This window comes from Streptomyces sp. NBC_01276 (assembly GCF_041435355.1).
Taxonomy (GTDB): domain Bacteria; phylum Actinomycetota; class Actinomycetes; order Streptomycetales; family Streptomycetaceae; genus Streptomyces.
Window position 1 is genome coordinate 6,929,608 of the sequence record NZ_CP108442.1, and the last position, 12,816, is coordinate 6,942,423.

A 12,816-nucleotide genomic window follows, 5' to 3' on the forward strand; every position below is an offset into this window, starting at 1 on the left:
TTATCCACAGGCCTCGCGCGGGTTCGTCGCACCGAGTTACGGTCTTCACACAGAGTGATCGGCACTCGTGGGGGAGGACCGTGATGAAGGTGCGAGCGCTGGAGCGTGCGTCGGCCGGCGGGGACGGGCGGGAGCGTTCATGGCCCGGGGGCGGGGATCCGCGCGGGCCGCGCGCGGAGGTGCTGCCCGGTCCGGGCGGAGGCGGGGACGTCGGCGGAGGCGGAGGAGGCGGCGGGGACGCGGACCCGGGCGCGGGTGGGCCCCCGCCCGCCGCGCGGCCGCCGGAGCTGCTGAGCGCGCTCCGGGCCGCCGGGGAACTTGGGCTTCGCCGAAGCGAGTTCGCACGTGCCGTCCAGCTGGGGCTGGTGCGTCCAGGCTCGCGGGCGCCCGGCGGAGCCGCTCGGTTCGCCCGCGCCGAACTGGACCGGGTCAGGGCCTGTGAGGGGTACCCGCGGACACTGCGGGAGCGGATCGAGACCGTGGCCGGCGCCGACGCCGGCGCACGGGCGCTGGGGACCGGCCCGAGCCGCTTCACCCGGCTCGCGCGCTGCGGGCACCTCACCCCCGTCGGCTACCGGATCAACCGCTACCGGGCCGTCGTCTGGCTCTATCTGGCTGCCGAGCTGAGGGAGTTCGCCACCCGGGAGCCGTGGTTGCTGAGCGGGGCCGCGCCCCCGGGGGACCGGGAGATGCTGGACGCCAAAGCGGATCTGCGCCCGCGCCGGTGGCGCGGACGGCATGTGGGGCTGCTGCTGAGACGAACCGCCGATCCGTGGGAGCGGGCCGCGGTACTGGCCTCCGTACTCCCCGAACAACAGGTGCGTCAGGCCGTCCCCGATCCGGCGGAACGGATCGTCCTCGCCGCGCTCGCGCCGCCCCCGCCCTACGGCCACCCGCAGGTCCCGGCCGCGGCCGCCGTGGCCGGGCGGCTGCTGCTGGCGGAGCCGCCGGACGAGGTGCACTGGTACCGCACCAGCCTCGATTTCGCCCTGACCGGGGCACGGGGCCGGCGGAACTCGACCGGGGAGAGGGGTCAGTCGAACTCGACGGGGGAGAGGGGGCCGACGTAGACCCAGGCGCCCGCCTCGCGGGAGAAGGCACTGTGCTCGCGCAGCGAACCCGTGTGCCCGCCCTCCCGGTAGTGCGCCCGGAACTCCACCGACCCCTCCGTCTCGAACATCCCGCCGCGCTCGGTGGCCAGGATCTCCAGCCGCTCCCAGTGCTGCTCGGGATCCAGATCGAGTCGGCCCGGCCGGGTCGAGGAGTGCCAGGAGCGCATCAGGTAGGCGGTGTCGCCGACCGCGAACGCGCTGAACCGCGACCGCATCAGCAGCTCCGCGGTGGGTGCCTGCCGGGCGCCCGAGTGGAAGCGGCCGCAGCATTCCGGGTAGGCGGCGGGCAGCCCGCAGGGGCAGGGGAGGACCGGGGTGGGCATGTGCGCTCAGCTCTTCGGAGGGGAGGTGACGGGCGTACGGACGGGACCGCTGACGGAACCGCCGGCGGAGGGGTCGGCGGAGAGGCCGCCGGGACTACTGCGGGGACACGGCCGGCTTGGCCGCCTCGGCCGGGTACGGGCGGAAGAGACCCTCCTGGACGACGGAGACCAGCAGCCTGCCCTCCACGTCGTAGATGCGGCCGCGGGCCAGACCGCGGCCACCGTGCGCGATGGGTGACTCCTGGTCGTACAGGAACCACTCGTCCGCGCGGAAGGGCCGGTGGAACCACATGGCGTGGTCCAGCGAGGCCATGTCGAAACCGCGCATGCCCCACAGCGGTTCCACGGGGATGCGCACGGCGTCGAGGAGGGTCATGTCACTGGCGTAGGTGAGGGCGCAGGTGTGCACGAGCGGGTCGTCGCCCAGCGGGCCGACCGCTCGCATCCACACCGCGCTGCGCGGATCGGCGTCCTTGAGCTCCTCCGGAGTCCAGCGGAGCCGGTCCACGTACCGGATGTCGAAGGGCTGACGGCGGGCCATCCGCTCCAGCGCCTCGGGCAGCGCGCCCAGGTGCTCGCGGATCTCGTCCACGACCTTCGGGAGCGCGTCCGGGTGCGGGAAGTCGAGGCGGGGAGGCAGCTGGTGCTCGATGCTGCCCTCCTCCGGGTGATGGAAGGAGGCGGTCAGATTGAAGATGGTCTTGCCCTGCTGGACCGCGGTGACCCGGCGCGTGGTGAAGGAGCGCCCGTCGCGCACCCGTTCCACCTGGTACACGATGGGCACCCCGGGGATGCCCGGGCGCAGGAAGTACGCGTGCAGGGAGTGGACCGGCCGGTCGCTCTCGGTGGTGCGGCCGGCCGCCACCAGAGCCTGCCCGGCGACCTGTCCGCCGAACACGCGCTGGAGGGATTCCTGGGGGCTCGCGCCCCGGAAGATGTTGACCTCGATCTGCTCCAGGTCGAGCAGATCGACCAGTCTCTCGGCGGGGTTCGTCATCAGCAGCTCTCCACTGTCGGGTGCGGCGGGTCCGGCCGGCGCGGTGCGCGGGCACCGGCCGGCGGCGTGCGGGATTCGGTCAGAGCAGCCCGAGCTCGCCGACCGAGGTGACCCGGATGACGGCCCGGCCCTCCTCGTCGGACGCGGCGAGGTCGACCTCGGCGCTGATGCCCCAGCCATGGTCGCCGTTCGGGTCGGCGAACGTCTGGCGGACGCGCCACAGGCCGTGGGCGGGGTCCTCCTCGATCTGGAGGAGCTTGGGGCCGCGGGCGTCGGGGCCGGTGCCGAGGTCGTCGTACTCGTCCCAGTACCCGTCCATGGCCTCGCCCCAGGCGTCGGCGTCCCAGCCGGACCCGGCGTCCAGCTCGCCCAGCACGTTGACGTGGTCCAGCGCCGCCAGCTCGACCCGCCGGAACATCGCGTTGCGGACCAGGACACGGAAGGCGCGGGCGTTCGCCGTGACCGGCTTGACCTGGTCGGCCTTCTCCTGGGCCTGCTCCGCCGTCTCCACCTCCGGGTTCGCCAGCTGCTCCCACTCGTCGAGCAGGCTGGAGTCCACCTGGCGGACCAGCTCGCCCAGCCAGGCGATGAGGTCCTGGAGGTCCTCGGACTTCAGGTCGTCGGGGATGGTGTGGTCCAGCGCCTTGTACGCGCTCGCCAGGTAGCGCAGCACGATGCCCTCGGTGCGGGCCAGCTCGTAGAAGGAGGTGAACTCGGTGAAGGTCATCGCGCGCTCGTACATGTCGCGGATGATCGACTTCGGGGAGACCGGGTGGTCGCGGACCCACGGGTGGCTCTTGCTGTACACGTCGTAGGCGTGCAGCAGCAGTTCTTCCAGGGGCTTGGGATAGGTGACGTCCTGGAGGCGCTCCATGCGCTCCTCGTACTCGATCCCGTCGGCCTTCATCGCGCCGACCGCGATGCCGCGTTCCTTGTTCTGCTGGGCGGCCAGGATCTGGCGCGGGTCGTCCAGGGTGGACTCGACGACCGAGACCATGTCCAGCGCGTAGGACGGGGACTCCGGGTCCAGCAGGTCGAAGGAGGCCAGCGCGAAGGTGGACAGCGGCTGGTTGAGCGCGAAGTCCTGCTGGAGGTCGACGGTCAGGCGGATGGTGCGGCCCTCGGCGTCGGGGGCGTCGAGCTTCTCCACCACGCCGCCGTCCAGCAGCGAACGGTAGATCGCGAAGGCCCGCCGGATGTGCCGCAACTGGGCCTTGCGCGGCTCGTGGTTGTCCTCCAGGAGGTGGCGCATCGCCTGGAAGGCGTCGCCCGGCCGGGCGATGACCGACAGCAGCATGATGTTGGTGACCTTGAAGCGCGAGGTCAGCGGCTCCGGGTCGGCGGCGATCAGCTTCTCGAAGGTGGTGTCCGACCAGGCCACGAAGCCCTCGGGGGCCTTCTTGCGGACCACCTTGCGGCGCTTCTTCGGGTCGTCGCCCGCCTTCGCGAGGGCCTTCTCGTTCTCGATGACGTGCTCGGGCGCCTGCGCGACCACGAAGCCGGCCGTGTCGAAGCCGGCCCGGCCCGCGCGTCCGGCGATCTGGTGGAACTCGCGGGCGCGCAGCGTGCGGACGCGGTTGCCGTCGTACTTGGTGAGCGCGGTGAACAGCACCGTGCGGATCGGGACGTTGACGCCGACGCCGAGGGTGTCGGTCCCGCAGATGACCTTCAGCAGACCGGCCTGGGCCAGCTTCTCCACCAGCCGCCGGTACTTGGGCAGCATGCCCGCGTGGTGCACGCCGATGCCGTGGCGGACGTAACGGGAGAGGTTCTGGCCGAACTTCGTGGTGAATCGGAAGTTGCCGATCAGCTCCGCGATCTTGTCCTTCTCCTCGCGGGTGCACATGTTGATGCTCATCAGCGACTGCGCCCGCTCGACCGCCTGGGCCTGCGTGAAGTGCACGATGTAGACCGGGGCCTGCCGGGTCTCCAGCAGTTCCGTGATGGTGTCCGTGATCGGCGTGGTCACGTACTCGTACGACAGCGGGACGGGCCGGCTCGCCGAGCGGACCACCGACGTCGGACGGCCGGTGCGCCGGGTCAGGTCCTCCTCGAAGCGCTTGACGTCGCCGAGGGTCGCCGACATCAGGACGAACTGCGCCTGGGGCAGTTCCAGCAGCGGGATCTGCCAGGCCCAGCCGCGGTCCGGCTCCGCGTAGAAGTGGAACTCGTCCATCACGACCTGGCCGATGTCGGCGTACTTGCCGTCGCGCAGGGCGATGGAGGCCAGCACTTCGGCCGTGCAGCAGATCACCGGGGCGTCGGCGTTCACGGAGGCGTCGCCGGTCAGCATGCCGACGTTCTCGGTGCCGAAGAGCTTGCACAGGTCGAAGAACTTCTCCGACACCAGCGCCTTGATCGGGGCGGTGTAGAAGGTCACCTTGTCCTGGGCCAGCGCGGTGAAGTGGGCGCCCGCCGCCACGAGGCTCTTGCCCGAGCCGGTCGGGGTCGACAGGATCACGTTCGCACCGGAGACGACCTCGATCAGGGCCTCCTCCTGCGCCGGGTACAGGGTGATGCCCTGGTCCTCCGCCCACGAGGAGAAAGCCTCGAAGAGGGCGTCGGGGTCGGCGTTCGGCGGGAGCTGATCAATGAGGGTCACACCCCCCATCTTGCCTGGCTTCCGCCCCGAAGAGGGAACCGGCCACCGGGACGAAGATCGTCACGGGTACGCTGTGCCGTCGAGGCGGCCCGACCGAAACGCTCGACGGGGCCCGACCACACACGACCGGGGCGGGACACAGACCATGATGGGGCCGGCGCACTCACTCTCCGGGGCAGCGGCCTGGCTGGGGGTGGGTGCGGCGACTGCCGCGGCCGGCCACCCGATGCCGTGGCCCGTACTGGTCGTCGGCGCGCTCATATGCGCCGGTGCGGCCCTGGCCCCCGACCTCGACCACAAGTCGGCGACGATCTCGCGCGCCTTCGGCCCCCTCTCCCGGGGCCTGTGCGAGGTGGTCGACAAGATCTCCTACGCCGTCTACAAGGCCACCCGCGCCCCGCGCGACCCCCGCCGCAGCGGGGGGCACCGCACCCTGACCCACACCTGGCTCTGGGCGGTCCTGATAGGCGCCGGGTCCTCCGCGCTCGCGGTCACCGCCGACCGCTGGGGCGTGCTCGTGCTGCTCTTCATCCATCTGGTGCTGGCCGTCGAGGGTCTCCTCTGGCGGGCGGCCCGGATGTCCAGCGACGTCCTGGTCTGGCTGCTCGGCGCCACGAGCGCCTGGATCCTGGCCGGCGTGCTCGACCAGCCGGGCAACGGCGCGGGCTGGCTCTTCACCGGCCCCGGCCAGGAGTACCTGTGGCTCGGCCTGCCGATCCTGCTCGGAGCACTCGTCCACGACATCGGCGACGCGCTCACCGTCTCCGGCTGCCCGATCCTGTGGCCCCTGCCCATCGCGGGGAAGCGCTGGTACCCGATCGGTCCCCCGAAGGCGATGCGCTTCCGCGCCGGCAGCTGGGTGGAGCTCAAGGTCCTGATGCCGGTCTTCATGCTCCTCGGCGGCTTCGGCGGCGCCGCGGCCCTCGGCTTCATCTAGACCCGCACTCCCAGACCCGTACTCCGCGAGAAGGCGCCCCGGGTCCGGGTGCCCGGCTCTCGCGAGCCGGGCACCGCGGGGCGGGTCAGCCGTGCCAGGAGCGCCAGAGGGCCGCGTACGCCCCGTCCGCCGCCACGAGCTCGTCGTGCGAGCCCAGCTCACTGATCCGGCCGCCCTCGACCACCGCGATCACGTCCGCGTCGTGCGCCGTGTGGAGCCGGTGGGCGATCGCGATGACCGTACGGCCGTCCAGCACCCGCGCGAGCGAACGCTCCAGGTGCCGGGCGGCCCGAGGGTCCAGCAGCGAGGTCGCCTCGTCCAGCACCAGCGTGTGCGGGTCCGCCAGTACCAGCCGGGCCAGCGCGACCTGCTGGGCCTGCGCCGGAGTCAGCGCGCTCCCCCCGGACCCCACCTCGGTGTCCAGTCCCGCCTCCAGGGCCCGCGCCCAGCCGTCCGCGTCCACCGCGCCCAACGCCGCCCACAGTTCGGTGTCGGCCGCACCCGACCGGGCCAGACGCAGATTGTCCCGCAGCGACCCGACGAAGACGTGGTGCTCCTGGTTGACGAGCGCCACGTGCTCGCGCACCCGCTCCGCCGGCATCCGCGACAGCCTCGCGCCACCGAGCGTGACCTCGCCGGTCCGGGGCGCGTAGATGCCCGCCAGCAGCCTGCCCAGGGTGGACTTGCCCGCGCCCGAGGGACCGACCAGAGCCATCCGGGTGCCCGGCGGCACCGACATCGACACCTGGTGCAGGACGTCCACGCCCTCCTTGTAACCGAACCGGACCTCCTGCGCCCGCACCTCCCGGCCCCCGGGGGCGACGGTGCCGTCCCCGGAGTCCGGCTCGATCTCGCGCACGCCCACCAGCCGGGCCAGCGAGACCTGGGCGACCTGGAGCTCGTCGTACCAGCGCAGGATCAGGCTGATCGGGTCGCCCATCATCTGCGCCAGCAGCGCCCCCGTGGTCAGCTGCCCGACCGTCATCCAGCCCTTCAGCACGCAGTACCCGCCGATCATCAGCACGGAGCCGAGGATCGTCACGTAGGTGATGTTGACGACGGGGAAGAGGACCGTCCGCAGGTACAGCGTGTACCGCTCCCAGGCCGTCCACTCCTTGATCCGCCGCTCCGACAGCGAGATCCGGCGCCGCCCCAGCCGGTGCGCCTCCACGGTCCGTCCCGCGTCCACCGTCTCGGTGAGCGCCGCCGCGACCGCCGCGTACCCGGCGGCCTCCGAGCGGTACGCCGAGGGCGCCCGCCGGAAGTACCAGCGGCAGCCGAGGACCAGGACCGGCAGCGCCACCAGCGCGGCCAGCGCCAGCGGCGGAGCGGTGACCACCAGGGCCCCGTAGAGCAGCCCGGCCCAGACAACGCCGATGGTCAGCTGCGGCACGGCCTCGCGCATCGCGTTGGCCAGCCGGTCGACGTCGGTGGTGATCCGCGAGAGCAGGTCGCCGGTGCCGGCGCGTTCCAGGACGCCCGGGGGCAGACCGACCGACCGCACCAGGAAGTCCTCGCGCAGATCGGCCAGCATCTCCTCGCCGAGCATCGCCCCGCGCAACCGCACCATCCGTACGAAGAACGTCTGGACGGCCAGCGCCAGCGCGAACAGCAGCGCCACGCGCCCCAGATGGAGCTCATGCGCCCCCGACGAGAGCTCGTCCACGACCCGCCCCAGCAGGGAGGGGCCGGCCATGGACGCGACCACCGCGACCGTGTTGACCCCCACCAGCACGACGAAGGCCCGCCGGTGACGGCGCAGCAGGCCGCGCACGTAGCCCCGTACGGTCGCCGACGTGCCCACGGGCAGGGTCGCGGCCGTCTCGGGGGCCGCCGGATCGTACTCCGGGGGCGCCACGCCGATCATGCGGATTCCTCGATCCCTGTGAGTTCCTCTGCCGGCCCCGCCAGGCCGATCCCGGCGCGCCGCTGTTCCTCGTCCGTCTCGCGGGTGACGACCGCCCGGTAGCGCGGTTCGCCGTGCAGCAGCTCGCGGTGCGTGCCCGCGGGCAGGGCCCGGCCCTCGTGGACCAGGACGACCCGGTCGGCACGGTCCAGCAGCAGCGGCGAGGACGCCAGCACCACCGTCGTGCGCCCGGAGCGCAGGGCCGCGATCCCGTCGGCGATCCGCGCCTCGGTGTGCGAGTCCACCGCCGAGGTCGGCTCGTCCAGCACCAGTACCTCCGGGTCGGTCACCAGCGACCTGGCCAGCGCCAGCCGCTGGCGCTGCCCGCCGGACAGCGAGCGGCCGCGTTCGGTGATGCGGGCGTCCATCGGGTCCCGCACCGCGTCGGGGGCCGACTGCAGCAGCGCGTCCAGGACGTCGTCGCACTGCGCGGCCCCCAGCGCCGCCGCCGGCGTCACGGACCCCGAGGCCGGTACGTCGAACAGCTCGCGCAGCGTCCCGGACAGCAGCACCGGGTCCTTGTCCTGTACGAGGACCAGCTCGCGGGCCGTGTCCAGCGCGAGCTCGTCCAGCGCGACCCCGCCGAGCAGCGCGGAGCGCGCCCCGGCGACGGAGTCCGTCGGATGGCCCCCCAGCCGCTCCGCCAGCCGGCCCGCCAGGTCCGGGTCCCCGCACACCACCGCCGTGAAGGCACCGGCCGGGGCCAGCACGCCCGTCTCGGCGTCGTACAGGTCCCCGCCCGGCGCCGGAGCCCGTACGGCCCCCGCCGTGCCGGAGCCGGCCGGGCCCTCGTCCCCGGTGCGCGTCAGCGACAGCACCCGCGCCGCCCGTGCGGCGGAGGGCCGGGAGAAGGAGTAGGCCATCGCGATCTCCTGGAAGTGCCGCAGCGGGTACAGCATCGTGGCCACCGCGCTGAAGGCCGCCACGAGTTCGCCCACCGCGAGCCGTCCGTGCGTCACGAGCCCGGCCCCGTACCAGACCACCGTGATCATCAGGGCGCCCGGGAGCAGCACCTGCACGGCCGCGATCAGCGCCCACATCCGGGCACTGCGCACGGCGGCCCTGCGGACCTCCTGCGAGGCCTCCCGGTAGCGTCCGAGGAACAGTTCCTCACCGCCGATGCCCCGCAGGACGCGCAGGCCGGCGACGGTGTCGGAGGCCAGCTCGGTGGCCTTGCCCGCCTTCTCGCGCTGGACGTCCGCGCGGCGGGTGGCGCGCGGCAGCAACGGCAGGACGGACAGGGCGAGCACCGGGACGCCCACGGCGACGACCACGCCGATCGCGGGCGCGTAGAAGAGCAGGCCGACGCAGATCGCGGCGACGGTCAGGGCGGCGGCGAGGAACCGGGAGACGGCCTCGACGAACCATCCGATCTTTTCGACGTCACCCGTTGAAACGGACACCACTTCGCCGGCCGCGACCCGGCGGGTCAGGGCGGAGCCCAGTTCGGCGGTCTTGCGGGCCAGCAACTGCTGGACCCGTGCGGCCGCCGTGATCCAGTTGGTGACGGCGGTGCGGTGCAGCATCGCGTCGCCGAGCGAGATGGCGATGCCGAGCAGCAGGAGCAGCACGCCGACGCGGAGCAGTCCGCCGCCGTCACGGCGCACGACCGCGTCCACGCCGAGTCCCACGGCGTACGGCAGCCCGGCGACGCCGCCGAAGTGGAGGAGCCCCCAGGCCAGGCTGCGGGCCTGGCCGCCGAGTTGCCCCCGGCCCAGCCACAGCAGGAACCTCGGGCCGGTACGGGCGTCCGGTACTCCGGGATCCGGATACGGAAGATCGCTGATCTGCATGACGCCCCATGACTGGTCGAGTAGGCCGAACCCCGCAAGGTTCGTCTTCCCGGACCGGCCCCGGCAATCGATTTTCCGGTGGGCGGGGGGTGCGCCCCGCGCGTGTTGCGGGGGAACCGGACGACCGGCGTCCGGCGCGGCCCGGCGCCCGCGCCGGGCGCGTTCAGGGGCGCGTGGCACGCTCCAGCGCGAGCAGCGCCGAGGAGTAGCTCCGTCCCGTGGCCCGGTCCATGCCCACCTCGCACATGCGGTTCGCCGACAGGTGCGCGTCGAACTGCCGGGCCCTCACCTCCGCGGCCTCGCGGGCCGTCGCCGATTCCGTCAGCTCCGGGTGCAGCATCCCCCGGTCGCCCGCGAAGGCGCAGCAGCCCGCGTCGTCCGGGACGACCACCTCGTCGGCGCAGGCCTCGGCCACCGCGCGCAGTTCGGCCTCGTCACCCAGACGGCGCATCGAACAGGTGGGGTGGAGGACGGCGGACCCGACCGTGCGCAGCACCTCCAGCCGTGGCAGCAGTTCGTGGGCCGCCCAGACGACGGAGTCGACGACCCGCAGTTCCGCGTGCAGGGCCCGGTTGTCCTCCGTCAGGTACGGGACCACCTCGTGCGCGATGCCGAGCGTGCAGGAGGACGCGTCGACCACCAGGGGCAGCCGGCCCCCGGCCGTCCAGCCCCAGGCGGCCTCCACGATCCGGTTGGCCATCACCCGGTTGCCGTCCTCGTACCCCTTGGAGTTCCAGATCGTCGCGCAGCAGGTGCCGGTGACGTCGCGGGGGATCCACACCGGCCTCCCGGCCCGCTCCGACACGGCCACCACCGCTTCCGGCAGGGAGGGCCCGGGATCGCCGGCGGGTCCGCCGAAGATGCGGTTGACGCAGGCCGGGTAGTAGACCGCGGCCGCGCCCACGCGCCGGGTCGCGGGCATTCCGCGGGCGGCGGCACCGGGGATCTGCGGCAGCCAGAGCGGCACCAGGTCGGGCCGTACGGCCTTGCGCGCTGCCTCCGTCGCCACCGTCAGGGGGCGGTCGCCGACCGTGGAGGTGATCTTGTCGGCGGCGGCCACGGCCAGCCGCGCGGCCGCCTCGACGGTCCGGAACCGCCGGGCGGCCAGGGCGGCGGCCCGTTCCTCGCGCGGGCCGTGCCGCAGGCGGCGGAAGTCCTTCATCAGGGCGCCGGTGTCGATGCCGACGGGGCAGGCGAGGGCACAGGCCGAGTCGCCCGCGCAGGTGTCGACGGCGTCGTGGCCGTAGGAGTCGAGCAGGCCGTCGAGGACGGGGGAGCCGGGCGGCTGGCGCATCATCTCGCGGCGCAACACGATCCGCTGGCGCGGTGTGGTCGTCAGGTGCTCGCTGGGACAGACCGGTTCGCAGAAGCCGCACTCGATGCAGGGGTCCGCCACGGCCTCGACCCGCGGGATCGTCTTCAGCCCGCGCAGATGGGCCCGGGGGTCACGGTCGAGGAGGATGCGCGGGGCGAGGACGAGGTCCGGGTCGACGAGCCGCTTGGTGCGCCACATCAGGTCGGTGGCCCGCGGGCCCCATTCGAGTTCGAGGAAGGGGGCCATGTTGCGGCCCGTGGAGTGCTCGGCCTTCAGCGAGCCGTCGAACCGTTCGACCGTGAGCCGGCAGAAGGCCTCCATGAAGGCGGCGTACCGGTCGACGTCGGCGGGCACGGAGGCGTCGAAGGCGAGCAGGAAGTGCAGGTTGCCGTGGGCGGCGTGGCCCGCGACGGCCGCGTCGAACCCGTGCTCAGCCTGGAGCGCGAGGAGCGACTCGCAGGCCTCGGCGAGCCGGGACGGGGGGACCGCGAAGTCCTCGGTGATCAGGGTGGTGCCGGGGGCGCGGGCCCCGCCGACGGCGGTGACGAAGGCCTTGCGGGCCTTCCAGTAGCCGGAGACGACCGCGGGATCGCCGGTGAAGGTGTTGGTGACGGAGGCGACGGGGGCCACCAGCTCCAGTCCGGCCAGCACCCCGGCCGCACGCCGCTCGTGCTCCGCGCGGCCCGCCGCGTCCGGGGCCCGGAACTCCACCAGCAGCGCTGCCGTGTCCTTGGGCAGCTCCGCCCAGTCGGCCGGCACGCCCGCGACGCTGACGGAGGCGCGCAGGGTGTTGCCGTCCATCAGCTCCACGGCGAGGGCCCCGGCCGCGTTGAACAGCGGTACGGCCGCGGCCGCGGCGGGCAGGGAGGGGAAGAAGAGCAGGCCGGTGGTGAGCTCGCGGTCCAGGGGGACGGTGTCGAAGACGACCTCGGAGATGAAGCCGAGGGTGCCTTCGGAGCCGACCATCAGGCCGCGCAGGACCTCCACGGGGGTGGTGCCGTCGAGGTAGGCGTCGAGCCGGTAGCCGGTGGTGTTCTTGATCTCGTACTTGGCGCGGATCCGGGCGACGAGGTCCGGGTCGGCCTCGATCTCCCGCTTGATCTCCATCAGCCCCTGGCACAGGGCCGGCTCGGCGCGGGCCAGTTCCTCGTCCGCGAGCGGGTCGGCGGTGTCGACGACGGTTCCGGTCGGCAGCACGAGGGTGAGGGAGGAAAGGGTGCGGTACGAGTTCCTCGTGGTCCCCGCCGTCATGCCGGAGGCGTTGTTCGCGACCACTCCGCCGAGGGTGCAGGCGATGGCGCTGGCCGGGTCGGGCCCGAGGACACGGCCGTGCCGGGCCAGGGCGGCGTTGGCCCGCAGGACGGTGGTGCCGGGCCCGATGCGGGCGCGCCGGCCGTCGTCCAGGACCTCGATCCCGGCCCAGTGGCGGCGGACGTCGACCAGGATGTCCTCGCCCTGGGCCTGGCCGTTGAGCGAGGTTCCGGCGGCGCGGAAGACCACCTCGCGCTGTCTGCCGTGGGCGTAGGACAGGACGGCGGAGATGTCGTCGATGTCCTCGGCGATCACCACGACCTGCGGCACGAACCGGTACGGGGAGGCGTCCGTGGCGTAGCGGACCAGGTCGGAGACCTTCCAGAGCACCTTCTCGGCGCCGAGCAGCCCGGTCAGCTCGGTGCGCAGCACCGAGGGGGTGCCCGGGGCCATGCGGTCGGGGACCCGGTCGGGGGCCGGGGCGCCGGGGCTGTGCGGGCGCAGCGCGCCCGGCTTCGGTTCCAGCAGCGGCATGTGGGGCCCCTCCGTGTCCTGGTCCGTCCGTCAGCCGGGCGCCGGC

General features: G+C 73.3%; 8 protein-coding genes. 2 read left to right on the forward strand and 6 right to left on the reverse strand.

The features are described from left to right. The first annotated feature begins 83 nt into the window (after positions 1-83). Positions 84-1,070: a DUF6397 family protein gene (locus tag OG295_RS31255; protein WP_371679957.1), complete on the forward strand. Its 987-nt coding sequence runs from the start codon at positions 84-86 to the stop codon at positions 1,068-1,070. Here OG295_RS31255 and OG295_RS31260 read toward each other — a convergent pair. The 3 genes from OG295_RS31260 to OG295_RS31270 all read right to left on the reverse strand — a co-directional run bounded on the left by OG295_RS31260 (position 1,034) and on the right by OG295_RS31270 (position 5,034). Further along, a complete protein-coding gene (locus tag OG295_RS31260) occupies positions 1,034-1,435 on the reverse strand; it encodes a YchJ family protein (RefSeq protein ID WP_371679959.1) in 402 nt (133 codons plus the stop codon). The two genes, OG295_RS31255 and OG295_RS31260, sit on opposite strands and share 37 nt — an antisense overlap. A gap of 94 nt (positions 1,436-1,529) precedes the next feature. Then, positions 1,530-2,432, reverse strand: a complete 903-nt coding sequence (locus OG295_RS31265; protein WP_266837259.1) for an acyl-CoA thioesterase II — start codon at positions 2,430-2,432, stop codon at positions 1,530-1,532. Positions 2,433-2,511: 79 nt separating this feature from the next. Beyond that, positions 2,512-5,034 (reverse strand): DEAD/DEAH box helicase, encoded by a 2,523-nt coding sequence (locus tag OG295_RS31270; RefSeq protein WP_371679960.1) that lies wholly within the window; start codon positions 5,032-5,034, stop codon positions 2,512-2,514. A gap of 145 nt (positions 5,035-5,179) precedes the next feature. Between OG295_RS31270 and OG295_RS31275 the strand changes: the two genes are divergently transcribed. Next, complete coding sequence (locus tag OG295_RS31275; RefSeq protein WP_371679961.1) at positions 5,180-5,971, forward strand: metal-dependent hydrolase; 792 nt, start codon at positions 5,180-5,182, stop codon at positions 5,969-5,971. A gap of 85 nt (positions 5,972-6,056) precedes the next feature. Here OG295_RS31275 and OG295_RS31280 read toward each other — a convergent pair whose 3' ends face one another. The 3 genes from OG295_RS31280 to OG295_RS31290 all read right to left on the reverse strand — a co-directional run bounded on the left by OG295_RS31280 (position 6,057) and on the right by OG295_RS31290 (position 12,770). Next, positions 6,057-7,838: an ABC transporter ATP-binding protein gene (locus OG295_RS31280; RefSeq protein WP_371679962.1), complete on the reverse strand. Its 1,782-nt coding sequence runs from the start codon at positions 7,836-7,838 to the stop codon at positions 6,057-6,059. Continuing rightward, entirely contained in the window at positions 7,835-9,670 is a 1,836-nt protein-coding gene (locus tag OG295_RS31285; protein ID WP_371679964.1) for an ABC transporter transmembrane domain-containing protein, read from the reverse strand. The genes OG295_RS31280 and OG295_RS31285 overlap by 4 nt, the downstream gene beginning before the upstream one ends. 163 nt (positions 9,671-9,833) lie before the next feature. Continuing rightward, entirely contained in the window at positions 9,834-12,770 is a 2,937-nt protein-coding gene (locus OG295_RS31290; protein ID WP_371679965.1) for an FAD-binding and (Fe-S)-binding domain-containing protein, read from the reverse strand. Between the last annotated feature and the right edge of the window lie 46 nt (positions 12,771-12,816).

Excerpts from the sequence above, each read along its gene's own strand:
- OG295_RS31255 (WP_371679957.1), top strand. The coding sequence starts at position 84 with ATGAAGGTGCGAGCGCTGGAGCGTGCGTCGGCCGGCGGGGACGGGCGG.
- OG295_RS31260 (WP_371679959.1), bottom strand. The coding sequence starts at position 1,435 with ATGCCCACCCCGGTCCTCCCCTGCCCCTGCGGGCTGCCCGCCGCCTAC.
- OG295_RS31265 (WP_266837259.1), bottom strand. The coding sequence starts at position 2,432 with ATGACGAACCCCGCCGAGAGACTGGTCGATCTGCTCGACCTGGAGCAG.
- OG295_RS31275 (WP_371679961.1), top strand. The coding sequence starts at position 5,180 with ATGATGGGGCCGGCGCACTCACTCTCCGGGGCAGCGGCCTGGCTGGGG.
- OG295_RS31280 (WP_371679962.1), bottom strand. The coding sequence starts at position 7,838 with ATGATCGGCGTGGCGCCCCCGGAGTACGATCCGGCGGCCCCCGAGACG.
- OG295_RS31285 (WP_371679964.1), bottom strand. The coding sequence starts at position 9,670 with ATGCAGATCAGCGATCTTCCGTATCCGGATCCCGGAGTACCGGACGCC.
- OG295_RS31290 (WP_371679965.1), bottom strand. The coding sequence starts at position 12,770 with ATGCCGCTGCTGGAACCGAAGCCGGGCGCGCTGCGCCCGCACAGCCCC.